The sequence below is a fragment of the Saccharopolyspora sp. NPDC045941 genome, from assembly GCF_056431445.1.
This window is the reverse complement of record NZ_JBWKKU010000055.1, coordinates 1-25950: the sequence shown is the minus strand read 5'-3', so window position 1 is coordinate 25950 and position 25950 is coordinate 1. Positions and strand designations below refer to the sequence as shown.

At 69.5% G+C, this 25950-nt stretch carries 22 protein-coding genes; 13 read left to right on the top strand and 9 right to left on the bottom strand.

From position 1 onward, the window contains the following. The first annotated feature begins 65 nt into the window (after window positions 1-65). Together AC07FN_RS33610 and AC07FN_RS33605 are read left to right on the top strand one after the other, a co-directional pair. Entirely contained in the window at window positions 66-1601 is a 1536-nt protein-coding gene (locus AC07FN_RS33610; RefSeq protein WP_478399237.1) for an acyl--CoA ligase family protein, read from the top strand. Next, window positions 1598-1867 carry a hypothetical protein gene (locus AC07FN_RS33605; protein WP_478399236.1) on the top strand — a complete coding sequence of 90 codons (270 nt, stop codon included), beginning with the start codon at window positions 1598-1600 and terminating at the stop codon, window positions 1865-1867. The genes AC07FN_RS33610 and AC07FN_RS33605 overlap by 4 nt, the downstream gene beginning before the upstream one ends. Window positions 1868-2001: 134 nt before the next feature. Here the strand turns inward: AC07FN_RS33605 and recQ are convergent, their stop codons facing one another. Beyond that, window positions 2002-3852 (bottom strand): DNA helicase RecQ, encoded by a 1851-nt coding sequence (recQ, locus tag AC07FN_RS33600; RefSeq protein ID WP_478399235.1) that lies wholly within the window; start codon window positions 3850-3852, stop codon window positions 2002-2004. Between the two features lie 191 nt (window positions 3853-4043). Here recQ and AC07FN_RS33595 point away from each other — a divergent pair, with 191 nt between their 5' ends. Together AC07FN_RS33595 and AC07FN_RS33590 are read left to right on the top strand one after the other, a co-directional pair. Beyond that, window positions 4044-5141: an LLM class flavin-dependent oxidoreductase gene (locus tag AC07FN_RS33595; RefSeq protein WP_452613017.1), complete on the top strand. Its 1098-nt coding sequence runs from the start codon at window positions 4044-4046 to the stop codon at window positions 5139-5141. After that, window positions 5138-5749 (top strand): FMN reductase, encoded by a 612-nt coding sequence (locus AC07FN_RS33590; RefSeq protein ID WP_397527898.1) that lies wholly within the window; start codon window positions 5138-5140, stop codon window positions 5747-5749. Before AC07FN_RS33595 ends, AC07FN_RS33590 begins: the two co-directional genes overlap by 4 nt. On the opposite strand, the gene AC07FN_RS33585 is transcribed toward AC07FN_RS33590, so the two are convergent. Further along, window positions 5746-6474 carry a DUF899 family protein gene (locus AC07FN_RS33585; protein WP_478399234.1) on the bottom strand — a complete coding sequence of 243 codons (729 nt, stop codon included), beginning with the start codon at window positions 6472-6474 and terminating at the stop codon, window positions 5746-5748. The genes AC07FN_RS33590 and AC07FN_RS33585 overlap by 4 nt on opposite strands. A 199-nt stretch (window positions 6475-6673) precedes the next feature. Between AC07FN_RS33585 and AC07FN_RS33580 the strand changes: the two genes are divergently transcribed. From AC07FN_RS33580 to AC07FN_RS33555, 6 genes are all read left to right on the top strand, one after another. After that, window positions 6674-8050 (top strand): type I glutamate--ammonia ligase, encoded by a 1377-nt coding sequence (locus tag AC07FN_RS33580; RefSeq protein ID WP_478399233.1) that lies wholly within the window; start codon window positions 6674-6676, stop codon window positions 8048-8050. Between the two features lie 373 nt (window positions 8051-8423). Next, window positions 8424-9278 (top strand): class I SAM-dependent methyltransferase, encoded by an 855-nt coding sequence (locus tag AC07FN_RS33575; protein WP_478399232.1) that lies wholly within the window; start codon window positions 8424-8426, stop codon window positions 9276-9278. 110 nt (window positions 9279-9388) lie between these two features. Next, window positions 9389-10582 carry a TetR/AcrR family transcriptional regulator gene (locus AC07FN_RS33570; RefSeq protein WP_478399231.1) on the top strand — a complete coding sequence of 398 codons (1194 nt, stop codon included), beginning with the start codon at window positions 9389-9391 and terminating at the stop codon, window positions 10580-10582. Window positions 10583-10874: 292 nt separating this feature from the next. After that, window positions 10875-12515, top strand: a complete 1641-nt coding sequence (locus AC07FN_RS33565; protein ID WP_452613023.1) for an acyl-CoA carboxylase subunit beta — start codon at window positions 10875-10877, stop codon at window positions 12513-12515. A 28-nt stretch (window positions 12516-12543) separates the two neighbouring features. Next, window positions 12544-12792 (top strand): acyl-CoA carboxylase subunit epsilon, encoded by a 249-nt coding sequence (locus AC07FN_RS33560; protein ID WP_358582816.1) that lies wholly within the window; start codon window positions 12544-12546, stop codon window positions 12790-12792. 70 nt (window positions 12793-12862) lie between these two features. Further along, a complete protein-coding gene (locus AC07FN_RS33555; protein ID WP_478399270.1) occupies window positions 12863-14626 on the top strand; it encodes an acetyl/propionyl/methylcrotonyl-CoA carboxylase subunit alpha in 1764 nt (587 codons plus the stop codon). 162 nt (window positions 14627-14788) lie between these two features. Here AC07FN_RS33555 and AC07FN_RS33550 read toward each other — a convergent pair whose 3' ends face one another. Then, on the bottom strand, window positions 14789-16636 hold the full coding sequence (locus AC07FN_RS33550; RefSeq protein WP_478399230.1) for a CocE/NonD family hydrolase: 1848 nt from the start codon (window positions 16634-16636) through the stop codon (window positions 14789-14791). A 416-nt stretch (window positions 16637-17052) separates the two neighbouring features. Between AC07FN_RS33550 and AC07FN_RS33545 the strand changes: the two genes are divergently transcribed. Further along, window positions 17053-18933: an ATP-binding protein gene (locus AC07FN_RS33545; protein ID WP_478399229.1), complete on the top strand. Its 1881-nt coding sequence runs from the start codon at window positions 17053-17055 to the stop codon at window positions 18931-18933. Between the two features lie 56 nt (window positions 18934-18989). Continuing rightward, window positions 18990-19169 carry a biotin/lipoyl-containing protein gene (locus AC07FN_RS33540; protein ID WP_478399228.1) on the top strand — a complete coding sequence of 60 codons (180 nt, stop codon included), beginning with the start codon at window positions 18990-18992 and terminating at the stop codon, window positions 19167-19169. A 67-nt stretch (window positions 19170-19236) separates the two neighbouring features. Here AC07FN_RS33540 and AC07FN_RS33535 read toward each other — a convergent pair whose 3' ends face one another. The 6 genes from AC07FN_RS33535 to AC07FN_RS33510 form a co-directional block, all read right to left on the bottom strand. Next, complete coding sequence (locus tag AC07FN_RS33535; protein ID WP_478399227.1) at window positions 19237-19413, bottom strand: DUF397 domain-containing protein; 177 nt, start codon at window positions 19411-19413, stop codon at window positions 19237-19239. Next, window positions 19403-20248, bottom strand: a complete 846-nt coding sequence (locus AC07FN_RS33530; RefSeq protein ID WP_478399226.1) for a helix-turn-helix domain-containing protein — start codon at window positions 20246-20248, stop codon at window positions 19403-19405. Before AC07FN_RS33530 ends, AC07FN_RS33535 begins: the two co-directional genes overlap by 11 nt. A gap of 597 nt (window positions 20249-20845) precedes the next feature. Further along, a complete protein-coding gene (locus AC07FN_RS33525; protein ID WP_478399225.1) occupies window positions 20846-21688 on the bottom strand; it encodes a hypothetical protein in 843 nt (280 codons plus the stop codon). A 2-nt stretch (window positions 21689-21690) separates the two neighbouring features. Next, window positions 21691-23430 carry a WXG100 family type VII secretion target gene (locus tag AC07FN_RS33520; RefSeq protein WP_478399224.1) on the bottom strand — a complete coding sequence of 580 codons (1740 nt, stop codon included), beginning with the start codon at window positions 23428-23430 and terminating at the stop codon, window positions 21691-21693. Window positions 23431-23546: 116 nt separating this feature from the next. Then, window positions 23547-24380, bottom strand: a complete 834-nt coding sequence (locus tag AC07FN_RS33515; protein ID WP_478399223.1) for a class I SAM-dependent methyltransferase — start codon at window positions 24378-24380, stop codon at window positions 23547-23549. Between the two features lie 13 nt (window positions 24381-24393). Beyond that, entirely contained in the window at window positions 24394-24975 is a 582-nt protein-coding gene (locus AC07FN_RS33510) for a class I SAM-dependent methyltransferase (protein WP_478399222.1), read from the bottom strand. Window positions 24976-25205: 230 nt separating this feature from the next. Here AC07FN_RS33510 and AC07FN_RS33505 point away from each other — a divergent pair, with 230 nt between their 5' ends. Next, complete coding sequence (locus AC07FN_RS33505; protein ID WP_478399221.1) at window positions 25206-25838, top strand: TetR/AcrR family transcriptional regulator; 633 nt, start codon at window positions 25206-25208, stop codon at window positions 25836-25838. The last annotated feature ends 112 nt before the right edge of the window (window positions 25839-25950 follow it).

Below are 25950 nucleotides of genomic sequence, written 5' to 3'. Positions count from 1 at the left end.
CCCAGCGCCGGGATCATGGTGGCCCGGTGCCGAGTGTTCCGGGAGCCGGGCGGGAGGGGCGCGTGGTGAGCGGTATCGCGTTTCGGGAACTGTCGCCAGTGTCCTTTTTGGAGCGCGCGGCGGCGGTGTTCGCCGATCGCCCGGCGGTCGTCGACGGAACGCAGCGCTACACCTACGCGCAGTTCTGGGACCGGGCCCAGCGGCTCGCGGGAATGCTTGCCGCGCAAGGGGTTCGGCCGGGCGACCGCGTCGCGGTCCTGTCGCCCAACACGCACGTGCTGCTGGAGGCGCATTACGGGGTGCCGCTGGCCGGTGCGGTGCTGGTCGCGCTGAACACCCGCCTGGCCGCGTCCGAGATCGGCTACATCCTGGAGCACAGCGGCGCGCGGCTGGCCATTGTGGACTCCGAGTACCGGCGGGTGCTCGACGAATCCGGCGCGGGCCTCCCGGTGATCGACTCCGACCGGTACGACGAGCTCCGCGACGCCGCCGAGCCGCACCGGGTCGAGGTCGCCGATGAGCGGTCGCTGCTGTCGATCAACTACACCAGCGGGACGACCGGGCGCCCGAAGGGCGTGATGTACCACCACCGCGGCGCCTACTTGCAGGCGCTGGCGATGGCCTACCACGCGCGGCTCGACACTTCCTCGCGCTACCTGTGGACGCTGCCGATGTTCCACACCAACGGCTGGTGCTTCCCGTGGGCGGTGACGGCGGCCGGGGGCGTGCACCACTGCCTGCGCAAGGCCGACGCCGCCGGGATCTGGCGCGCGATCCGGGCCGACGGCGTCACGCACTTCTGCGCCGCGCCGACCGTGCTGGCGATGCTGGCCGACCATCCCGAGGCCGCGCGCCCGGCGCCCCGGCCGGTGCGGGTGTTCGCCGGCGGCGCCCCGCCGTGGCCCGCGCTGCTGGAGCGGATGACCGAGCTCGGCATCGACATCCGGCACCTCTACGGCCTGACCGAGACCTTCGGCCCGGCGGTGGTGTGCGAGTGGCAGCCGGAGTGGGACGAGGCGGCCGGCGACGAACGGGCCCGGCTGGTCGCGCGGCAGGGCATCGCGAACGTGATCGCCGAGCCGCTGCGGGTGGTCGACGCCGAGGGGCGCGACGTGCCCGCCGACGGGCTGACGACCGGCGAGATCCTGCTGCGCGGCAACGATGTCATGCTCGGCTACTACCGGGACGAGGCGGCGACCGCCGCGGCCACGCTGGACGGCTGGTTCCGCAGCGGTGACCTCGGTGTCCGGCATCCGGACGGCTACGTCGAGCTGCGCGACCGGATCAAGGACGTGATCATCTCCGGCGGCGAGAACATCACGTCGATCGAGGTGGAGAACGCGCTCACCGCGCACCCGGACGTCCTCGAAGCGGCCGTGGTCGGCGCCCCGGACCCGAAGTGGGGCGAGGTCCCGATCGCCTACGTGACCCTGCGCGACGCGGCGACCGCCGCCGAGGCCGACCTGATCGACTTCGTCCGCGCCCGCATCGCGCGCTTCAAGGCGCCGAAGCGGATCGTCTTCGGCGACCTCCCCAAGACGTCCACCGGCAAGCTGCAGAAGAACGTCCTCCGCGAGCGGGCCAGGACGGGGCGGCAGTGACGGAGGAGCCGAAGCCGGACGTGCTCGGTGTCCTAGCCGGCTGGGCGGAGCGAGCCGGCCGCGACGTCGCGCGCACCGGGCTGGGCCTGGTCCGCGAGCTGCCGGGCGGCGAGGACTTCGAGCGCGGGTTCCGGACCCTGGAGCGGGCGGTCGCCGACGGGCTGCGTCAGTGGCTCGACGACGTCGACGCCCGCCAGGAGGAGCGAGCGCCGAGGCGCCGCAGCGGGAACCGGACGACGAGCAGCGCGAGCAGCTGCGCGTGCTGATGGCCGAGCTGCTGGAGCGCTCGGCGATGTCCGGCCGCGAGGAAGCGCGCGACTACCTGCACACGAGACTAGGCCCTGGGCTTCGCCTACGACGAAGCCCAGGGCCGCTCCGGTGGCGACTCGCTTCCTGAGGATCACTCGTCGGCCAGGGCGTCGAGGACGGCCTGGCCGTACTTGGCGAGCTTCTGCTCGCCGACCCCGCTGATCCCCGCCAGTTCGTCCAGAGTGGACGGTTGGGCCGCCGCGATCTGGCGGAGCGTCGAGTCGTGGAAGATGATGAACGGCGCCTTGTTCTCCTCGCGGGCGGTGGCCGCGCGCCAGGCCCGCAGTCGCTGGAAGACCGGCTCCGCCTCCGGCGGCATGTCCTGCGCGGCCTGCTTGGACGTCTTGGACTTGGCGGTCGACGCGGCGGCGCGCTTGGGCTCGGTGCGCAGCAGCACCTGCCGCGGGTCCTCGCGGCGCAGGACCTCGCCGCTGGACTCGGTGAGCACCAGCGTGCCGTAGTCGCCCTCCACGGAGAGCAGGCGCTGGGCCAGCAGCTGGCGGATCACGCCGCGCCACTCGTTGTCGCTCAGGTCGGCGCCGACGCCGAACACGCTCAGCGAGTCGTGCCGGAACTGCTCGATCTTCGCGGTCTTCTTGCCGCGCAGGATGTCGATGACCTGGCCCGCGCCGAACTTCTGGTTGCGCTCGCGGTCCAGCCGCACCACGGTCGACAGCAGTTTCTGCGCGGCGACCGTGCCGTCCCACGATTCCGGCGGCGCCAGGCACGTGTCGCAGTTCTGGCAGGCCATCGCGGCGTCCTGGCCGAAGTAGGCGAGCAGCTGCGTGCGGCGGCACTCGACGGTCTCGCACAGCGCCAGCATCGCGTCCAGGTGCCGGGACAGCGTCCGGCGGTGCGCGTCGTCGCCCTCGGAGAGCTCGATCAGCTTGCGTTGCTGCACCACGTCCTGCAGGCCGTAGGCCATCCAGGCCGTCGACGGCTGCCCGTCGCGGCCCGCGCGACCGGTCTCCTGGTAGTAGCCCTCGACCGACTTCGGCAGGTCGAGGTGCGCGACGAAGCGCACGTCGGGCTTGTCGATGCCCATGCCGAAGGCGATGGTGGCGACCATGACCAGGCCGTCCTCGCGCAGGAACCGGGACTGGTGCGCGGCGCGAACCTCCTTGTCCAGGCCGGCGTGGTAGGGCAGCGCGTCGATCCCGTTGGCCACCAGGAACTCCGCGGTCCGCTCCACCTCGGCGCGGGAGAGCCGGTACACGATGCCCGCGTCCCCGGCGTGCTCGGTGCGCAGCAGCTGCAGCAGCTGCTTCCGCGGATCGTTCTTCGGCGCGATGCGGTACTGGATGTTCGGGCGATCGAAGTCGGCGACGAAGTGCCGGGCCTCGGTCAGCTCCAGCCGGGTCGCGATCTCGCGGCGGGTCGCCTGGGTGGCGGTGGCGGTCAGCGCGATGCGCGGCACCGCGGGCCAGCGCTCGTGCAGCACCGAGAGCGCCAGGTAGTCGGGGCGGAAGTCGTGGCCCCACTGCGCCACGCAGTGCGCCTCGTCGATGGCGAACACCGAGACCCCGCCGCGGCCGAGCAGGTCCAGCGTCGAATCCAGCCGAAGCCGCTCCGGCGCCAGGTAGAGCAGGTCGAGCTCGCCGGAGGCGAACGCGGCCTCGGTCTGGCGGCGCTGCTCGTAGTTCTGCGTCGAGTTGAGGAAGCCCGCCCGCACGCCGAGCTCGTTGAGCGCGTCCACCTGGTCCTGCATCAGGGCGATCAGCGGCGAGATGACGACGCCCACGCCGGGCCGCACCAGCGACGGGATCTGGTAGCAGAGCGACTTGCCGCCGCCGGTGGGCATCAGCACCAGCGCATCGCCGCCGCCGATCACGTGGTCGACGATCTCCTGCTGGGAACCGCGGAAGCAGTCGTAACCGAACACGCGCTGCAGGACCTGCCGGGCGTCAGACACCTCAAGACCGGGGGAAGCCACGGCGCGCATCTTACGCAGCACCCACGACCGAGCCCGGGCCCCTGCGTTCCGACATGCGGCGGTGTGTCGGGCCGCCTGTGATGTGCGTCCCGTCGGGGCGGCCGGGCCTTCGGCGGGAACAACTCGCAGGGCAGAATCGTTCGTGGAAATAGTTGAATCTCGTACTAAATGATCGGGATCTGGCCAGCGAGGGAGTTCACATGCAGTTCGGGATCTTCACGGTCGGTGACGTCACCACCGACCCGACCAACGGCCGCACGCCCTCCGAGGCCGAGCGGATCAAGGCCATGGTGCGGATCGCGCTCAAGGCGGAGGAGGTCGGACTCGACGTCTTCGCCACCGGCGAGCACCACAACCCGCCCTTCGTGCCGTCCTCGCCGACGACCATGCTCGGCTACGTCGCGGCCCGGACCGAGCGGCTGGTCCTGTCCACCTCGACCACGCTGATCACCACGAACGACCCGGTGAAGATCGCCGAGGACTTCGCGATGCTGCAGCACCTCGCCGACGGTCGCGTCGACCTGATGATGGGCCGCGGCAACACCGGCCCGGTGTACCCGTGGTTCGGCCAGGACATCCGCCAGGGCATCCCGCTGGCCATCGAGAACTACGACCTGCTGCGCCGGTTGTGGCGGGAGGACGTGGTCGACTGGGAGGGCAAGTTCCGCACGCCGCTGCAGTCGTTCACCTCGACCCCGCGGCCGCTGGACGGCGTCCCGCCGTTCGTCTGGCACGGCTCCATCCGCAGCCCGGAGATCGCCGAGCAGGCCGCCTACTACGGCGACGGCTTCTTCCACAACCACATCTTCTGGCCCAAGGAGCACACCCGTCGGATGGTCGACCTGTACCGCCGCCGGTTCGAGCACTACGGGCACGGCGCGGCGGACCAGGCGATCGTCGGCCTCGGCGGCCAGGTGTTCATGCGCAAGAACTCCCAGGACGCGGTCCGCGAGTTCCGGCCGTACTTCGACCACGCGCCGGTGTACGGCGGCGGGCCGTCGCTGGAGGAGTTCACCGAGCAGACGCCGCTGACGGTCGGCAGCCCGCAGGAGGTCATCGACCGGACGCTGGGCTTCCGCGAGTACGTCGGCGACTACCAGCGCCAACTGTTCCTGATGGACCACGCCGGGCTGCCGCTGAAGACGGTCCTGGAGCAGCTCGACCTGCTCGGCGAGGAGGTCGTCCCGGTGCTGCGCAAGGAATTCGAATCGAAGCGGCCCGCGCACGTGCCGGACTCCCCGACGCACGCGTCGCTGCTGGCCGCGAAGGAAGCGAAGAAGGCGGAGGTGGCGAAGTGAGCGAGCGGAACCTGGTCGTGATCTCGGCGGGCCTGAGCCAGCCGTCGTCCACCCGGCTGCTAGCCGACCAGCTCGCCGCGGCGACCGGCCGCGCATTGGCGCAGCCGCCGGACATCGAGGTCGTCGAGCTGCGCGACCACGCCAAGGAGGTGGCGAACAACCTGGTCACCGGCTTTCCCGGCGCGGAGCTGCGGAAGGTGCTCGACCGGGTGGCCGCCGCCGACGGCCTGATCGCGGTGACGCCGATCTTCCAGGCGTCCTACAGCGGGCTGTTCAAGTCGTTCTTCGACGTGGTGGAGACCGATTCGCTGGTCGGCAAGCCGGTGCTGATCGGTGCCACCGGCGGATCGCCGCGCCACTCGCTGGCGCTGGAACACGCGATGCGCCCGATGTTCAGCTACCTGCGGGCGGTGGTGGTGCCGACCGCGGTGTACGCGGCGTCGGAGGACTGGGGTTCGGCGGGCGACGGGGCGGCGCTGGCCGACCGCGTCGACCGCGCGGCGGGCGAGTTCGCGGCCCTCGTCGACCACCGCCCGGCGCCCGCCCGCGCCGACGCGTTCGAAGAACCGGTCCCCTTCGAACAACTCCTGTCCCAGAACCGGAACTAGCCGGAGATGTCGTCGGACCGGCCCGCGGCGAGCCGGGACCACTGCGCCGTGGGCCGACCGTCGGTCCGGAACTGCTCGCCGGCGGTCGCGTAGGGCTGCGGCCAGCCCTCCGGCGAGTCCTCCCAAGTCTCCTGCCTGCCGTAGGTCGTGAGATCGAGCAGGTGGTAGCTGGTGGCGCCGGCCTCGACGCCGCGGTTGGTCGTCCAGTAAGTCTCGAACACCCGGTCGCCGTCGCGCAGGTAGCAGAGGTAGCCGCCGAAGCCGCGCCCGGCGAGCAGCGCGTCTCCCGAGTCGCGGGCCGAGTACCAGGGCATCTCCCAGCCCATGAAGTCCCGGTACCGGGCGCTCTCGTCGTACGGGCCCTGGCAGAACGTCGCGTAGGTGACGTCGCGGCTGTGCAGGTAGGACAGCTCGCGCGCGTGCCCGGTGAAGAACGTGCAGCCCTCGCACTGCTCGGCGGCGGGCTTGCCGTCGTGCCACATGTGCAGGTAGGCGATCAGTTGCCGGCGTCCCTCGAACACGTCGACCAGGGGCACCTCGCCCTGCGCTCCGACCAGCGGGATCTGCGCGTCCACCTCGACCATCGGCAGCCGCCGCCGGGCGGCCGCGATCGCATCGCCCTCGCGGGTGTGCGCCTTCTCCCGCACCAGCAACCCGTCGAGCTCCGCCTGCCAGGAAGCCCGGTCGACGATATGGGGCAACGGGTGCGTGCTGTTCGCTTCCATCGGTTTCCCTCTCCGGTCGCGCATCGGTGTCCTCGTAGTGATGACCTGCGGAACTGCCGAAACTCATCGCGCCTTCCGGGTATCCTCAGCACCCCGCCGTCACGCTAGATGATCTAGCGGCAACTTTGCGCGAGATCCGGCGCCGAGGCGCGCTGTCGGTGGCGCGCTTCCGCTTGCGCTGCCGGATAGCGTGGCAGGCATGAGCGAGCGGATTCCCCGGGACGAGCCGGCCGGTTCGGCGGATGTCATCGCGCGGCTGCGCGACGAGGGCGTCGAGCTGGTCGAGGTGTCCTTTGTGGACAACGCTGGGATCGTGCGGGTGAAATCGGTTCCGCTGGAACGGTTGTCGGCCGCGGTCCGGTTCGGCGTCGGGGCCTCGCCGTGCTTCGAGACGTTCACCTTCGACGATGTGATGGTGCCGGGCCGCTACCTCGGCGGGCCGGACGGCGATCTGCGGCTGGTGCCCGACCTCGGGCGGTTGGTGCGCCTGGCGGCGTTGCCGGGCTGGGCGTGGGCGCCCGCCGACAAGTTCGGCCAGGACGGGCAGCGGTTCATCGCCTGCCAGCGCGCGTTCGCCGCGCGCCAGGCGCAGGCCGCCGCCGACGCTGGGCTGACCGTCCTCGCCTCCTTCGAACACGAATGGGCGTTGGGGGAGCCCGGCACCGACGAGTTCGTCCCGGCGTTCACCGGCCCCGCCTACGGCCAGGTGCGGCTGGAGGCGACGGCGGACTACGCGCTCGGACTCGTCTCCGCGCTGCGCGAGCAGGGGCTCGAAGTGCAGCAGTTCCACCCCGAGTACGCGCTCGGGCAGGTCGAACTGTCGGTGGCCGCGAAGGATCCGCTCGGCGCGGCCGACGATGCCCTGCTGGTGCGGCACACCGTGCGCGCGGTCTCGCGCCGCCACAGCTGGCGGGCCAGCTTCGCGCCCTGCCTCGTGCCCGGCGGCGCGGGCTCAGGCGGGCACCTGCACCTGTCCGTGCACGACTCGGACGGCAACCTCCTCGCGGGCGGCTCGGGACGCTACGGCTTGCAGCCCGTCGGCGAGGCGTTCCTGGCCGGTGTGTTGCGTGAACTTCCCGCGCTGCAAGCGATCGGTGGCGGCAATCCGGCGAGCTTCCTGCGGCTGGAGCCGTCCAGGTGGGCCGGGGTGTGGCAGGTGTGGGGCCGGGAGGCGCGGGAGGCCGCGATGCGGCTGATCACCGGCACGATCGGCACCGAGCGGTGGGCCGCCAACGCGGAGGTGAAGTGCTTCGACGCCACCGCGAACCCGTACCTGGCGGTCGGCGCGGTGCTGGCGGCGGGGCTCGCGGGCGTGCGCGAGGAGCTGCGGCTGCCCGCGGAGATCACCGGCGACCCGGCGGCGCTGACCGACGACGAGCGCGCGGCGGCGGGAATCCACCGTCTGCCGACGAACGCGGCCGAGGCGGCTGATGCATTGGAGTCCTCCGACGTGCTGGCCGAAGCCCTGGGCGAGGAACTGCACGACGCGATGCTCACGGTTCGCCGAGCGGAAGCGAAGCGATGCGCGGACGCGACGCCCGAAGAGCTCGCCGCCCGAACCCGCTGGTGCTGGTGATCTGGCCCGCAATTTCCATTGAAATCGAAGGTTCGATTTCAGTGAGGTTTTTCCAGCCTCGTTTTGCGTGGCGGTGCGGGTGGCGGAACCTCAGAGGCTCCCTGGACTGTGGGTGCCCCTCCTGATGTATGTCCAATACACGGCGGAGGGGCCGTCCTCGCCGAGGGAACCCCGGAGGGGTGGGCACCGTGAACCCGCGGCGGTGCGGGTGTCGTAGGTGGGTTATGCGCCTGCGGCGCATGCGACACCTCATCGACGTGTGGCTTTGCGACCCGCGGCTGCGGGCCGACCAGGATGAAAAAGGCTCAATGGAAATTGCGGTTGTGTGCGTTCTGTGAGGGAGTTGTGAGCGCGTCGGGCCAGGGTTGGCCGCATGAAGATCGTCAACACTCATCAGGCGGAAGCCTGGAACGGCTACGAAGGCACGCACTGGGCGGAGAACCAGGAGCGGTACGAAGCGATGGTCGGCGGGCGCGGCGGCCGCAACGATGTCCAGCTGTTCGAGGCCGCGAGCATCGAGAGCGACCACCACGTGCTCGACATCGGGTGCGGCAACGGGCAGATGACCCGGATCGCCGCGCGCAAGGCGGCCGGCGGGCACGCCCTCGGCGTCGACCTGTCCGGGCCGATGCTCGAACGAGCCCGGCGCATGGCCGCGGCCGAAGGCATCGGCAACGTGGCGTTCGAGCAGGGCGACGCGCAGGTCCACGACTTCCCGGCCGCCCGGTTCGACGTGGCCATCAGCCGCGGCGGGATCATGTACTTCGCCGATCCGGTGGCCGCGTTCGCCAACATCGGCGCGGCCCTGAAGCCGTCCGGGCGGCTGGTCTTCGGGTGCGGCCGGGACGCCTCCGATGCCGACTTCGGCGCCGTGTGGGCGGCGATCGGCGCGCACGTCGCCCTGCCCGATCCGGCCGAGGACACCGCGCCCGGCCCGGCCACGTTCACCGATCCCGGGCGCATCCGCGAGATCCTGACCGGGGCCGGCTTCGCGGATGTCCTCCTCCGGGAAGCCGAGTCCGAGATGGTGCTGGGCGAGAACGCGGCCGAGGCCGCCGAGTTCATCTTCGGCTGGGGTCCGACGCGGTTCTGGCTGTCCGGTGCCGACGACGCGTCCGTCGGCCGGGCGCGTGAGGAGGCCACCGCCGCGCTGCGGACCCTGGAGCGAGGTGGCTCCGTCGTGGCGAAGACCTCCGGATGGTTGGTCACCGCCACCTGGCGCGGGTGAGCGCGTAGAACCCAGCGCTGCCGACGATCTCATGTGGAGAGTCCTCGGCAGCGTCGTCCGGCACGGCGCGCAAGTATGCTCGCTGTGCCGGGCGAGCAGGGGAGGCGGCGATGGCTGAGGTGACCAATCCACCTGCCCGCAACACGCGGCCGCGCAACCGCCGGGCGTTGATCACCGCCGCCGCTGCGGACCTGTTCTACCGGCTCGGCTACGCGCGGGTCGGGATGAGCGACATCGCCGAGGCGGTCGGGGTAGGCTCGTCGGCGCTGTACCGGCACTTCGCGGGCAAGCAGCAGCTGCTGACCCGGGTCGTCCTCGACGAGCTCCAGCCGTTCAACGCGATCGCCGCGCAGGTGGCCGACCGGGACCTGGACGACGTGGTCGCGCAGCTCGCCGCCGCCGCGCTGGACCACCGCCAGCTCGGTGTGCTCTGGCAGCGCGAAGCCCGGCACCTGCCCGCCGAGCAGCGCGATGTGCTGCGCGAGGAGCTGCGCGGTGTCGCTACCGGGCTCGCCGAGGTGGCGCGCGCCTTCCGGCCCGAGCTGACCGACGAGGACGCCCGGTTCCGCGCCTGGTGCATGTTCAGCGTCCTGACCAGCCCGTCCTACCACCAGGTGGACCTGCCGCGGCGCCAGTTCGAGCAGCTGCTGCGGGCCGTGGTGGTCGTCATCGGGACGCAGCCGCCGCAGCGGTTCGCCGACCACCACGAGCCCGACGCCGACCAGCGGGCCGCGCTGTTCGCCGGGCGCGCCTCCCGGCGGCGGCTGCTGCTGGCCGCGGCGATGCGGCTGTTCTCCGACGCCGGCTACACCGAGGTGACCACCGAGGACGTCGGCGCGGCGGCCGGGATCGCCGGGCCCAGCCTGTACAACTACTTCGCCAGCAAGCAGGAGCTGCTCGGCGCCGTGATCACCCGCGGCAACGCGTGGCTCGAGGTCGAGCTCGAACGGACCCTGGCCAGCACGCCGGCCGCCGACGACGCGCTGCGCGAGCTGCTGAGCTCCTACATCGGCTTCGCCTTCGACCACGGCCGGTTCATCGACATCCTGGTCAGCGAGGTCAACCACCTGCCGGACGCGGAACGGCACCGGGCGCGGCAGACCCAGCACGCCTACGTGGCCGAGTGGGTCGGGCTGCTGTGCGAGGCGCGGCCGGGGGTCGACCCGGTGCGCGCCCGGATCCTGGTGCAGGCGGCGTTGACGGTCGCCAACGACATGGTGCGCACCGGCTCGGTGCGCGACGTCGACGCGCTGTCGCGGATCGGCTCGGCGCTGATGCTGGACACACCCGTCGAGACCGTGTGACCAGCCACGGATGACTACTACTAGATATTCACTTAAGCATCATCCCCGCAGGAGAATGCTCGATTGCCTGGTCTGGGTGAACTAGGGGCAGCTCACTTCGAAATTGACTTCGGCCGTCGCGCCGGATTAGGCTCCGCGTTGACCAGGTCTGCCAGCACGCACGCCGCGCCCGGCCTCGGGGTGACGAACCGGCTGCCACGCGCCGAGGCGCGTCGCCGGGTTCCGGGCCTGGAACGTCGCGGGCGGGCGGCAGACACTGGAGCCGAGCAGGTAACGAGGACAGGTTGGTTGCATGAGCAGCGCGACGGAGCCGGTCGGTCAGCCGCCGGTGGACGTGCCGGACATCCACACGACCGCCGGCAAGCTGGCGGATCTGTACCGGCGGAATGACGAGGCGGTGCACGCCGGCTCGGCGCGCGCGGTGGCCAAGCAGCACGCGAAGGGCAAGAACACCGCCCGCGAGCGCATCGACATGCTGCTGGACCCGGGTTCGTTCGTGGAGCTCGACGAGCACGCGCGGCACCGCTCCACGAACTTCGGCATGGACGCGAACCGCCCCTACGGCGACGGCGTGGTGACCGGTTACGGCACCGTCGACGGCCGCAAGGTATGCGTGTTCTCCCAGGACTTCACCGTCTTCGGCGGGTCGCTGGGCGAGGTGTTCGGCGAGAAGATCGTCAAGGTCATGGACCTGGCGCTGAAGACCGGCTGCCCGCTGATCGGCATCAACGACTCCGGCGGCGCGCGCATCCAGGAGGGTGTGGCGGCGCTCGGCCTGTACGCCGAGATCTTCAAGCGCAACACCCACGCCTCCGGCGTGATCCCGCAGATCTCGCTGATCATGGGCCCGTGCGCGGGCGGCGCGGTGTACTCGCCGGCGATCACCGACTTCACGGTGATGGTCGACCAGACCTCGCACATGTTCATCACCGGCCCTGACGTCATCAAGACGGTCACCGGCGAGGACGTGACCTTCGAGGAGCTCGGCGGCGCGCGCACCCACAACTCGCGCTCCGGCAACGCGCACTACCTGGCCACCGACGAGGCGGACGCCATCGCCTACGTCAAGGAGCTGCTGTCGTACCTGCCCAGCAACAACCTGGCCGAGGCGCCGGTGTTCGACGGTCCCGATACCGGAGCCGGCTCGATCGCCGAATCGATCACCGACGCCGACCGCGAGCTGGACGCGCTGGTCCCGGACTCGCCGAACCAGCCCTACGACATGCTCGAGGTCATCTCCCGCGTCGTCGACGACGAGGAGTTCCTGGAGGTCGGGGCGCTGTTCGCGCCGAACATCATCACCGGCTACGGGCGCATCGAGGGCCACCCGGTGGGCGTGGTCGCCAACCAGCCCACCCAGTTCGCCGGCACCCTGGACATCGACGCCAGCGAGAAGGCCGCGCGGTTCGTCCGCACCTGCGACGCCTTCAACATCCCGGTGCTGACCTTCGTGGACGTGCCGGGCTTCCTGCCGGGCACCGACCAGGAGTGGAACGGCATCATCCGGCGCGGCGCGAAGCTGCTGTACGCCTACGCCGAGGCCACCGTCCCGCTGGTCACCGTGATCACCCGCAAGGCCTACGGCGGCGCCTACGACGTGATGGGCTCCAAGCACCTGGGCGCGGACGTCAACCTGGCGTGGCCGACCGCGCAGATCGCGGTCATGGGCGCGCAGGGCGCGGTGAACATCCTCTACCGGCGGCAGCTCGCCGAAGCGGCCGAGAACGGCGAGGACGTCGAGGCCACGCGGGCGCAGCTGCAGCAGGAGTACGAGGACACCCTCTGCAACCCGTACGTGGCCGCCGAACGCGGCTACGTCGACTCGGTGATCCCGCCGTCCTACACCCGCGGGTACGTGGCGCGGTCGCTGCGGATGCTGCGCGACAAGCGCGCCAGCCTGCCCGCGAAGAAGCACGGCAACATCCCGCTGTGACGTCGTCCCACCCGCGAGGAGGTGCCAGATGAGCCAGGACGCGACGCCGGAGGAGCGTCCGGTGCTGCGCATCGTGCGCGGCAATCCCGACGACGCCGAGATCGCCGCGCTGACCGCGGCGCTGAGCGGCCTGGCCGCCGCGAACGCCGCGGCCGAGCCGCAGCAGCGGCCGATGTCGCTGTGGGGCGACCGGTCCGCCGCGCTGCGCCACCCGGCAGGCCGCCGGCCGCTGCGCCCCGGCCCCCACGCTTGGCGCGCGTCGGCCCTCCCGGGCTGATGTCGTTGCCCGCCAACAAGATTTTCGCCAGCCGTCCGGCGTCGCGCCGGGAAATGAGGAGTTGACCACTGTGGACGTGACGCCGATCAGCAAGGTCCTGATCGCCAACCGCGGTGAGATCGCGGTGCGGGTGATCCGCGCCTGCAAGGACGAGGGCATCGCCTCCGTCGCCGTGTACGCCGAGCCGGACGCCGACGCGGTGTTCGTGCGGCTGGCAGACGAGGCCTTCGCGCTGGGCGGTTCGACGCCGGGCGAGTCGTACCTGAACATCGACAAGATCATCGACGTCGCCAAGCGCGCCGAGGCCGACGCCGTGCACCCCGGCTACGGCTTCCTGTCGGAGAACGCCGAGTTCGCCCAGGCGGTGCTCGACGCGGGCCTGATCTGGATCGGGCCGTCGCCGCAGTCGATCCGCGACCTCGGCGACAAGGTCACGGCCCGGCACATCGCGACCCGCGCGGGCGCGCCGCTGGTGCCGGGGACGAAGGACCCGGTCAACGGCGCCGACGAGGTCGTCGCCTTCGCCGAGGAGCACGGGCTGCCGGTGGCCATCAAGGCCGCGTTCGGCGGCGGCGGCCGGGGCCTGAAGGTCGCCCGGACGCTGGAGGAGATCCCCGAGCTGTACGCCTCGGCGGTGCGCGAGGCCGAGACGGCGTTCGGTCGCGGCGAGTGCTTCGTGGAGCGCTACCTGGACCGGCCGCGGCACGTCGAGGCGCAGGTCCTCGCCGACCAGCACGGCAACGTGGTGGTCGTGGGCACCCGCGACTGCTCGCTGCAGCGGCGGCACCAGAAGCTCGTCGAGGAGGCCCCGGCGCCGTTCCTCAGCGACGATCAGCACCGCACCATCCACGAGGCGGCGCGCGCCATCTGCGCCGAGGCCGGCTACTACGGAGCGGGCACCGTGGAGTTCCTGGTGGGCCTGGACGGGACGATCTCGTTCCTGGAGGTCAACACCCGCCTGCAGGTGGAGCACCCGGTGTCGGAGGAGACCACGGGCCTGGACCTGGTGCGCGAGCAGTTCCGCATCGCCGCCGGCGAGAAGCTGTGGATCACGGCCGACCCCGAGCCGCGCGGCCACTCCATCGAGTTCCGGATCAACGGCGAGGACGCGGGCCGCAACTTCCTGCCCGCGCCGGGCACCGTGACCCGCTTCGTCGCGCCGCACGGCCCGGGCGTCCGGGTGGACGCCGGCGTCGAGTCGGGCAGCGTGATCGGCGGCCAGTTCGACTCGCTGCTGGCGAAGGTGATCGTCACCGGCGCGGACCGGCAGCAGGCGCTGGAGCGCTCGCGGCGGGTGCTGGACGAGATGGTCGTGGAGGGCATGGCCACGGTGCTGCCGTTCCACCGTGAGATCGTCCGCGACCCGGCGTTCGTCGGGGCCGACGGCTTCACCGTGCACACCCGGTGGATCGAGACGGAGTTCGACAACAACATCGAGCCGTTCACCGGCGGCGTCGAGGCGGAGGAGCCGGAGGCGCGGCAGACGATCACCGTCGAGGTCGGCGGCCGCCGCCTGGAGGTCTCGCTGCCTGCGGAGCTGGCGGTCTCGTCGGCGTCCCCGGCGGCGAAGGCGAAGCCGCGCAAGCGTTCCGCGGGCAAGGCCGGTGCGGCGGTGTCCGGCGACGCGGTGACCGCGCCGATGCAGGGCACGATCGTGAAGGTCGCGGTGACCGACGGCCAGGAGGTCGCGGTAGGTGACCTGATCGCGGTGCTGGAAGCGATGAAGATGGAGAACCCGGTGACGGCCCACAAGGCGGGCACGGTGACGGGCCTGTCGGCGCAGCCGGGCGACTCGGTGTCCCAGGGCACCACGCTCTGCGAGCTGAAAGACTGACCCACCTTCCAGGTGACGGATGAAGGGCACCCTCGACCAGGGCCACCACCGATCGGGTCACTCCTTCCGCAATTTCAATGGAAATTGGAGGTCCAATTTCCATTGAAATTGCGGATCCCTGAACGGGCCGGGCCCGGCTGGGTGCCCTTCACCTGGATAAGATCACCTGTCCGCGGGAATCACCGGCAGCGTGATCTGCGACGGGTGCTGCGCGGAGTTGTGGATGGTCAGCGGCGACAGCGCCGCCGGCAGGTCGCGCAGCGTCGGCAGGAGGTGCGGGACATCGAAGGCCTGCACGGAGATCCGCAGCCGGTGACCGGGCGGGATCACCGCGCCGGTGGGGAAGACCTCCACATCGATCGGCGCGATTTCCCCTGGCTGCAACAGGTTCTGCGTGTCCTTGGTGAACGGGTGGTACGGCTGGATCAGCTGCCCGTCGAGGTAGCGCGAGCGCTCTTCGTCCAGCGCCCGGTGCGACAGCACCTGCCAGCCGCCGGTGAGCCGGTTGGCTTCACCGGTCGGTGACACCGACGACACCGATACCGACAGCATGCCGTTGCCGGTCGGCGTCGAGGTGTGCAGCCGCGCGTTGATCGGTCCGCGCATACGCAGGGGCTGCGCCACCGGTTCGGTTTCGAAGACCGCGCCCGACAAGTCGTTCCACCGGTTGTCCTCGCACAGCCGCGAGATCCCGACGGCGCCCGGCAGCCCAGCGGTCCACTGGTTGGCCGAGCGGGTGCACAGCCCGGAGACCGGGACCGGTGCGACGGTGCTCTGCCCCTGTTCGGCGCCCTCAGCGACGAGTTTTCCTGGTGCGCCGGGGAAAGAGGTGCCGGAGAGCCGGAGCGTCGTGGCGCGCTGCTCGTCGATCCAGCCCTGCGCGTGATGCCATTCGCCGGAGTTGATCTCGTGCCAGGTCAGCGGCGGGATGTCGGCGTCCAGCATCGGATCGGGCAGGCGCCGCACGTAGCGGTCGAACCAGCGCAGCTGGAGCTCCTGCAGCGTGCCGTGCCCGGCTTCGGCGATCCCATCGCCGGTGCTGCCCTGCAGGTGGTCCCAGGGTCCGAGGATCATCTTCACCGGGACGCCGCGCTCCCGGAGCCGGTCGAACACCATCGGCGTGCCGCGCTGGAACAGGTCGTACTCGCCGCCGATGAGGAAGGTGGGCACGTCGATGCGATCGACCACGTTGATCGGCGAGCGCTCGGCGTAGAAGGGCCCGTCGAAGGCGGAGTCCAGCCCCAGCGTCGCGGACAGCAGCATCGGCGCGGTGAACCCGGTGGCGCCCTGCACGCGTGAGAGGTACATCTGCAGCGCGTTGTCCGGCTCACCGGCGCCGTAGGCGGGCGGGATCAGCCCGGTGCCGGTGACCAGGCCCAGCCACAGCGGGATGAACCCGACGTCGAGAGCGCCACCGGACGCGACGACGTCCCGGTAGGTGTCGGCGGCGGGGACCTGCGGGAAGATCGCCTTGAGCCCGGCGGGCCGTTCGGCGGCGGCGAAGAGCTGGCTGATGCCCAGGTAGGAAGCACCGTGCATGCCCACCGAACCGCTGCTCCACGACCGCTCGGAAGAGGCGGCCCAGTCGACGATCTCCCCGGCATCGGTGTTCTCCCGAGCGCTGAAAGCGGCCCAGGAACCACCGGAACCACCGGTGCCGCGCGCATCGACGGTGACCTGCACGTACCCGCGCTTGACGAAGTAACCCGGATCGTTGAGCGAGGCGGAAGCGGGCCCGTCGAGCACGGACTTGTTGTAGGCGGTGATGGTCAGCAGCACGGGGAAGCGGCCGTCGACCGGCCGGCCATCGGAGTCGGCGGGGCGCTGGATGTCACCGCGCAGGACGACGCCGTCGGACATGGGGATGGAGACGTCGGTTTCGGTGACTGCGGCGGGATAGTCCTCGCTGCGAGGAGCCCAAACGGCCTGAGCGGAACTGGTTTCGGCGGTGGCCAACCCGGCGAAGACGGTAGCCAGGGCGAGGAGCAGAGCCAGCGCGGAGCGGCGCATGATGACCTCCCGGGGAGTCCGGGAGATCAACGACCAGAGCCGCACCGGGTTACGCGGACCGGTGGCATCGAGCTGTTTCGGTTCACGGGCTTGCGCGGTCGGTGGTGCAGGTTCGGTGGTGCCTATGCCAGTCTCGTGGTGGTCGTTTTCCGGATCGCCGAGGGGATATGTGGGATCGCCGGACGGGGGGACGCGCAACAGCGCGTCGTCGGCCGAGAACGTCGTTCAGGCGCAGAACGTACTGGGAGACGTGCACATTCATGGCTCGGCCGGTACGCCGGTTCGTCCATCGGTGGTGCCGCGCCAGCTCCCGGCGACGGTGCGGCACTTCGTCAACCGGACGGTGGAACAGGATGCGTTGACCACGCTGCTCAACGGCCGGGACCGCACGGTTCTGGTGTCGACCGTCGACGGGCTTGGCCGGGGTGGGCAAGTCGGCGCTGGTGGTGCAGTGGGCTCACCAGGCCCGGGAGCAGTTCCCCGACGGTGAGTTGTACGTGAACTTGCGTGGTTTCGATCCGGCGGCCGACCCGATGGCGCCGGCGGAGGCGTTGGCCGGATTCCTGACCGCGTTGGGAGTGGCGCCGGAGGCGGTAGCGGCGACGGAGGAAGCTCGGGCAGCGCAATTCCGGACGCTGTCGCATGGGCGGCGGATGCTGCTCGTGTTGGACAACGCCCGCGACGCCGACCAGGTGCTGCCGCTGCTGCCCGGCTCGCCGGGGTCTCTGGTCGTCGTGACGAGTCGTCAGCGGCTGGACGAGCTGGTCGCCCACCACGGCGCGCAGCGGCTCGCCCTCGTGACGCTCACCCGCGACGAAGGCCACCGGTTGCTGGCAAGTTTTCTCGGCGACGAAAGGCTGGTCGACGCCCCGGAGGCGGTTGCTGCGCTGGCGGAGCATTGCGCGGGTCTGCCGCTCGCGCTGACCTTGGTCGCGGCGAAGGCTGCGGTCGAACCGGACGTGGCACTGGAGGATCTCGCCGCTGACCTCCGCGACGAGCGCGATCGGCTCGATGCGCTGGACTTGGGTGGCCGCACGGGCATCCGAGCGGTCTTCTCGTGGTCCTACCGCGCGCTTTCCCCGCAAGCCGCTCGGTTGTTCCGTCTGCTGGGACTGCCGAACTCGCCCGATATCGGTCTCGGCGCGGCTGCGGCACTTGCCGGGGCAGACCAGCGCAGCACTCGGCGGGTGCTGGCGGAGCTTTGCCGGGCACATGTGCTGACCCGAAGCGCGGGAGACCGCTATGTCTTCCACGATCTTCTGCGCGCCTATGCTCGCGAGCGTGCGCATGGCGACGACACGGAGAAGGAACGCATCGAGGCGTTGCAGCGCTTGCTGAACCACTACCTCGACACCACGTACGCCGCCAACCAACGACTGGCACCTACCCGAGCGTTGCCGGAAATCGAGCGCGCAGACGAACTGCTGCGCCGCGACTTCACCACGTACGAAGAGGCCTTGGCCTGGTGGGACGTCGAGCACGCCAGTGTGCTGGCCACCATCCGGCAGGCCGTGGCCCTCAAGATGCCCCGTGGCCCCTGGCTGGCACACGTGGCCACCTACCCGTTCAAGCTGCGCGGATTGATCGACGAACTGAAGATCAGCAGCACCGAAGGCGTCAAGGGCGCGCTTGCCGGGGAAGACCACGACGCACAAGCACGGCTGCTCGCGGACCTCGCCACCGCGCACTTCTTTCACGGCGAATTCGATGGAGCGAGCCGCTACGCGCAATCAGCCGCCGAACTGTTCGCGGAACTGGGCGAACACCAGTGGGAAGCCGCCATGCACATCCAGCTCGGAGAGGGGTTCCTCGAGTCGGGTCGCTTCGAGGATGCGGCGGCATCCGCTCGACGAGCACTGCAGATGCAGACCAACTCCGACGATCAGATCGCGGGCGACGGAGCAGCCGACTCCGTTCTCGGGCTTGCGTTGGCGCATCTGGGTGACTTCACCGCAGCTTTCGGCCATCTGCACCAAGCCCTCGACTCGAGTTCCGACCCGTTCTTGCGGGGTTTCACCCTGAGCCGACTCGGGGCCGCCCACCTCCTAGCGGGAAACACCGACGAAGCGGTGCGTTCCTACTCCCGGGCAGCCGAAAGCTGCCAGACCATAGGGAACGAGCTGGGTGCGGCGGGCAACCTCACCAAGCTCGGCGAAGCCCTGCACGCAGGTGGCGATGCGGGAGGAGCCCGCGAAGCCTGGCAGTCCGCACTGGCCATCATCGAGCGACTCGGCCACACCGACGCCGACATCGTCCGCAACCACCTCAACGCGCTCGACGCGGCGGATCCGGACTAGGTGCCACAGCGGCTCAATTCAGGTGGCCCGGCCGTGAACGTCACATAGGCGGGTACTTGAACATCGGGATGGGTGGGGCGGAGTCGAAGACTTCCACCTTCGACTCGGCCAAAAGGGCGAGCGACCTGATCGCGGTGCTGGAAGCGATGAAGATGGAGAACCCGGTGACGGCCCACAAGGCGGGCACGGTTACGGGCCTGTCGGGCGCAGCCGGAAGGACTGAATACGCTCCGTGAGTGGTTTGGGGTGCTATGGCGCCCCAAACCACTCACGGTCAGCCACGACCAGGTCCGACCCGAGTCGTCAGCGGTCGAACCGGCCGCTCTTGACGGCCTGCACGAATCCGGCGACGTCGACCCGCAGCGTGGGGCCCTGCGGGTCCTTGGAGTCGCGGATGCGGTCTAAGGAGCTCGCGAGTTCGACACAGGTACCGGCGTTGGCGCTGTAGCTGGATTTGCGCCAGGTCGTTTCAGCGTTCATTGCCCTTCTCCATGCTGTTGGCGATGTACCTGATCAGCTTGGCAGACTCGGCCTGGTTCATAGCCACGTCAAGAACCTTCTCTGCCGCTCGCTGGTAGGTGCGCACGTCGGAGTCTTCATGCAAGAACAACGCGGACTTGAGGTTCTCCAGGTGCACGACCGTGCCATCACCGGTCTCTATGAGGTGGAATTGTCCTTCGAGGGCCGGGTTCCAGCCAGTGCCGAAACGGAAGACCCGCAGTTCGATGTTGGGTCGTCGGGCCGTCTCGAGTAGGTACCTGAGCTGCTCGATCATCACTTTTCGGCCGCCGAGCAGCTGTCGGAGGGCGGCTTCGCCGACCAGTGCGGTGAACTGAGTGGGTCGATCGCGCGTTATCACATCGCGGCGCCCGATCCGAACGGCTATCCGCGTGGCCAGCTCACCGACTGGAACGCGTGCGTCCGTCATGACCGCGCGGATGTATTCGTTTGTCTGGAGCAGTCCGGGAATCAGCATCGGCGACGCTTCGAGAATCTTCGACGCGTTCTGCTCGAAGTCGATGAAGGCGGCCAACTGCTGGCGCTGAGCCGGAAGCGTCGTGGCGACCCAGCTCGAGTCGTCCGCTCCATAGGCCAGATCGACGATCTCCTCGTACCGGTCACCGTTGACGCCAAGCGATGTGAGAATCTGCGCAACCTGCTCGGGTTTGGGAGTGCGGTCTCCGGTCTCCCACCTCGACAGCACTCCGGGATCACGTCCGAGCTGAGCGGCGAACGCCCGCACCGTCAGGTCTCGCTCCTGCCTTGCCTGGCGTAGCGCGTTCCCCAGCGCACGGCCTTTCGGCGTCTTGGTCATGCGGGTCTCCACGGTCTCACCTGTTGCGCCCACGGTCACGACATTGTTGATGATGCCAGGCTGCGCGAAAGTTAGGAATTACCACATTGTGGCAACGGAACCGCTTGCGCTGGGAGGGCGTCTCATGCAACACGTTGGTCGATCAGGCGATCAGATCCGGCATTTCCAGTACCAGCAAGGGGCGGTGCCGGAGTGGTGTCGGTTCGCGCATATCTGTTGCGGTGCAAGCGATTCCTTGGTTTGGTCGTGGTGCCGCCAGTTTTTCCAGGCTGGCGAGGTGGAGGAGTGCTCCCCGCCAGGGGAGCCGTGCGCCGGGCTGCCGGTAGGGATACGCGAATGCACGGATTGCTTTTTGGCCGCGGAGTTTCCGGGGTTCATCAACCGACCACTGGGGGAGGGGATGATCCCGGCGCGGATCGACACACCGCGCGAGATGGCGTCCGCGATGCTGGTCCTCAGCAGGATCTAGCGGACGAAGCGCGGCGCATCCCGACCGGTGAGGTGGATACAGCGCGCCTGAGCCGACTGGCCGCCGACACCGAGCGCTTCGCCAGCGCCCTGCGCCGCTTCGGTTGGCTGGCTGCGCGGGGCTGACGGTCACATCGGCGGGTACTTGAACACTGGGATGGGTGGGACGGCGCCGAGGATTTCCTCGATCTTCGATTCGGCCAGCACGGCGATGATCTGATCCACAGTGGACGATGACATGTCCGCGAGCGCGATGTGGAAGTTGTCGTCGCCGAGTTGCTCCGCGGCCAGGACCGTGGGGAGCTGCCGGATCAGGTTCTCGGCGTCGGAGCGCTTCTTGGTCCACCACTGCTCGAAGCCGCGCAGCAGGATGCCGCCGCCCCAGATGGAGCCGTCGCTGATCGCCTGGATCATCAGGGGAACGAAGTTCGCTTCCACCTCGGTGGGTTTGTGGACCTTCCCGCTCCGCAGGTACTCGTCGGGGTTGGTTCGGGCGAGGTTGATCTCGACGCCGACTCCGACGGCGGCGGTGAAGTGGTCCACGAACGGCTCGTACAGCCGGGGCGGCAGATCGACGTGCAGCCCGACCTGGGTCCGCAGCGTGCGACCGAAGTCCGGGTTCTCGTGCACGATGACCGGCGGCCCGGACGCAACCGGCGGCTCGGGGTCCTCCCTCTCCGGCGCATCGTCAACGACGTTCAGCGACGCGACGATGTTCTTCCAGTCGTTGATGAAGTCACACATGTCGATGGGGAGTGGGACTGATTCCATGATCGTGCGAAGTTCGTCCCGCTCCGGCCGAGAGATCGGGAAGCGGCCCTGCTTCAGCATGGCCAACAGCACGTCGAGGACCTCGTAATGCTCACCGGCATGCGCTGCGCTGGACATGAACGAGTACGTCTCCTGCGGGATGCGTTCCCGCATTCCCTGGAAAAGAGAGTCCGTCCTGTTCATGAGTTCGACTTCGTTCATGATCACATTTCTCTCGGATTCTCGTGCACGCCCGGCCCGCCCTTGGGATAGCCGGTGACGATGCTGCCATTCCCGTCGAGGACGACTTCGATGAAAACACCGTCTCGGACGCCGACGGCCTTCCACTTTCCGTTCGGTTGGAGCTCCGGTGGGCTGTCGGGATCCTTCGCCACATCCTGAATCCGGTTCAGAACATCCATTCGGCTCCAGCCGGGTGGAAATTCGGACTTTCCTGGTTTCCCTGTTCCGGCGAGGTGGCCGCCAGCGTTCCTCGGAGGTGGATCACCGTCGAGGATGTGGGTCGCCCGGTCGGCGGTGACGTGCACGGATGCCGGGGCGGGGTGCGGCTCGTCCACTCCTGCCCAGGCGTCGTACGGTGCGGTGCCGAGGTGTTGTTCGAGTCCATGGTCTGCCTGATCGTAGGCCTGTCGCTCGGACTCCAGGGTGACCGCCTCGGCGTCGCGTGCCCAGGCGTGCAGCCGGTCGGCGATGCCGGTGGCCAGCAGCTGCATGGCGTCGCCACGCTCGTACTCGTACGTTGCCTTGATCTTGGGCATGATCGTCTTGATGGCCGCGTACCTGCCGATCTCGTAGCCCAGTTCAGCGAGCTCGGCGATCGAATGTTTGCGCAAGAGGCCGAGCGCGGAGAAGATGTCCAGTTCGCCCACTATCTGATGGAGCTTCGCGATGCTTGTCTGGGCGTTTCGCACCGCCTTGGACAGCACCTTGCACGATTCGCTCAGCGCACTGCATGCGGAGGTGAGCACCGGCAAGATCTCGGAGGTTCCGCAGATCTGGGACTTGGTGGCCCAGTACTGGCGGATGCTGTCGAAGACCGCACCGCGGTTGGACTCCACCAAGCCGTTGATTAGTTCATCCCCGGACCGCGAGACCTCCGTCAGGGTTTCGACGAAGCGTCTCCACTCGCCGTAGGCGAACATGAGCCCCGCCGGGTCACCGTCGGGCCAGTACTCGTAGCCCCAGTCCTCCAAGCTCTGCGCCGGGGCACCCGAACCGCTGGGGGGTGGTTCGGGGCCGGGGCTGACGGTGTCGACCGGGAGCTGCGGCAATCGTTCCGGCAGCGTAGCGCCGTGTCCGGCGGTGGAGGCTTCCTCGGAGTCGACATAATTGTTGCCGGTGTCGGTCATGCCCTGCGCGATGCCACCCAGCAGATCAGTGGCCGCGCCGAGCACCGCCCACACCGCCCGCGCTGTTTCGTCGTAGAGGGTGCGCCACGGGGCCAGCACCGGGTCGGCTCCGGCCATGCCGGCGGCGCTGCCGTGCAGGTTCCGGCTGATCCAGCTCATGTTGTCGGCCAGTTGCTGCTGGAGCCCGTGGAACGATCGCGCGGCGCGGCGCAGTTCCTCGATGGAGACGTCGACCTCGCCGCCGGGTCCGCCGGCCGAGCCTGCCGACATCGGCGCGGTGGAGGAGCCTCCCGACGACCCTGCGGGGGCGTCCCAGATCGCCAGGTTCGCCTGGTGCGCGCTGCGGTAGTTCTCGTCGATCAGCGACAGCAGGTCCGCCATGCCGTCGAGGAACTCGGTCATCTCCTCGGCTTCGCGAACCCACGTCGCCCGCGCGACCTCGAAACTGTCCGCGGCCTGCCCGGTCCAGGACGCCCGCAGCGGCCCGAGCGATCCGTCGAGATCGGCCAGCTTGGTCCGAACCTGCCCGGTGGCGTCGCGGACGCTTTCCCACGCTTCGCCGATCGCGGCGTAGCGGACAGCGAACCGGTCCATCCCGTTCCCCCTAGAACTGCAGCACCTCACGCAGTCCTAGGGCACGCGCAGTCGGTGATCAACCGATTTCGGTGAACTGTGATCAGGAAGGCCGTTCGTCGAGTTGGGCCGGGATCTCACCGGGTGGCGATGACTTGCCATGCCGTGCCGCGCAGTCGGACTCCGTTGGGCTGCTGGTGCTGGTGCATCGCCGCCGTGAGGGCGGCGCGAGCTCGTTCGGTGGCGGCCGGATCGGCGTTGCGGACCATCGCCTGGACGGGGCCCCATTCGAAGAGGAAATCGGCCGCGTCCGCCGCGTCGCGGCCCCACGTCTGCGGTGCGTCGACCGGGATTGCGGTCACGTCGGAGAAGCCCGCACCGGTCAGCACTTCGCGGATGCGTTCCGGATCGGCCAGCGACATCGGACCGGGGGCGTGCGGGGCGGCAGGCTCCGGTGCCGGTAAGTGCTCCGCCGCTGCATCCAGCACCGCCCCGAGGTCGTTGCCGCTTCGATGCCGCAGGCATACGAACGCCAGGCGTCCGCCCGGTCGTAGGGCGCGGCGGATGTTGGCGAATGCTGCGACCGGGTCGGCGAAGAACATCACTCCGAACCTGCTTATGGCCACGTCGAACCCGCCGTCCTGGAACGGGTGGACCTGGGCGTCGCCCTGTTCGAACGACACATTGGCGATTCCCGCTCGGGTCGCGGTGTTCCGTGCTCGTTGCAGCATCGGTGCCGAGAGATCGAGTCCGACCGCGTGCGCTGCTCGTGCTGCCGCCAGGCGGGTCGTTTGCCCGTTGCCGCAGCCGATGTCGAGCACTCGGTCCTGCTCGCCTATGTTCGCGGCATTCAGCAGGGGTTCGTTGAAGCCGCTGTTCACCGCGTCGTAGCGGTCTTGGTGTTCGGCCCAGTGCTCGCCTTCGTAGCCGTTCCACGCTTCGGCTTGGCCGGTGTTCACGATGGATTTCACGATTTCTCCTCGATCAACTGGTCGCCCGGACGAGCCAGACCGTGCCGCGGACCTGGACTCCCCGCGGGGTTTCGTACGGCTCGAATCCGGCGCGCACCTCGTCCCGGATTCGGTCCACAGTGGATTTCTCAACATCCTGCAGGTTGAACTGGACCGGGCCCAGCGAGCACACGAACTCGGCGGCGTCGGCCGCGTTCGTGCCCAGCGTCTCGATGGCTTCGGTCCGGTCGATGGTGGTGTCGCCGAACCCGGCTTCGGTGAGCACCTCGCGGATGCGGTCCGGGGCGACCAGGGACATCATGCCGCGCGCTGCTGGGGACGGACCGCGGAGGAATTCCGCCAGGGCCGCGGTCGCGCGGGCGTAGTCGCCGTCGGGGTTGGGGGCGGTCGGAGTGATGAACGCCAGCCGCCCGCCCGGCCGGAGGCTGCGGCGGATGTTGGCGAATCCGGCGACCGGATCGGCGAAGAACATCACGCCGCCCCGGCTGATGGCCACGTCGAACCCGCCGGCCGGGAACGGGTGGACCTGGGCGTCGCCCTGCACGAACTCGATGTTCGGGATGTCCGCCGCGTCGGCGCGGGCGCGGGCCAGCATGGGGGGTCGAGGACCTGGTGGGTCTCGCCGATCTCGGCGGCGGCGAACAACGGGCCGTTGAAATCGTCGAGCATCCCGTCGTAGCGGCTGGAGTTCTCCGCCCAGAGCTCGCCTTCCCAGCCGTTCCACGCCTCGGCCTGCTGGGTGTTGGCCACGGATCGCATCGGTGACTCCTTCCGAATTGACTAGAGTTAAACTCTAGAGAACGACTCTAGTTATAGACTCCGGTCATGAGTTCGGTCAACAAGGGCGGCAAGCGGGCCGAGAAGGCCAGGCAGACGCGGCTGCGGATGCTGCAGGCCGCCGGGGAGCTGTTCGTCGAGCGCGGTTACGGCGCGACGCCGCTGCAGGACATCGCCGACCGGGCCGGCGTCGCCGTGCAGACCATCTACTTCACCTTCCGCAACAAGCGGAACCTGCTGAAGGAGGTCGTGGACACCGCTATCGCGGGCGACGACGAGCCGATCGCGACGATGGACCGGCCGTGGTTCCGCGAGGCCCTCGAAGCCGAGACCGCGGAGGCCCAGCTGCGGGCGCACGTCGCGGGTACGCGGCCGATCATGGAGCGGGTCGCGGCGATCACCGAGGTGCTGCGCATCGCCGCCGCGACCGAACCCGAGGTCACCGAGCTGTGGCCGCAGGGACCCGACCCGCGCTACACCGTCCAGGCCGCCGCTGCCGAGGCACTCGTCGCCAAGCCGGAAGCGCGCGCCGACGTGTCCGCGGAACAGGCCGCCGACGTGCTGTTCGGGCTGCTCAGCCCCGAGCTATACCTGCTCGTGGTGCGCGACCGCGGCTGGAAGCCGGAGCAGTGGGAGCAGTGGGTTTTCGAGCTCCTGCGCACGCAGCTCTGCGGGAGCTGATCCCTGTTCGCCGGGTGCCGCAATTTCAATGAGCCTTTTTCAACCTGGTTTGTGCAGGTTGGGTGGGTGTGGCGTGTCGGTGCGTGAAAAGTAGTGAAGCTCCTGGTAGCTG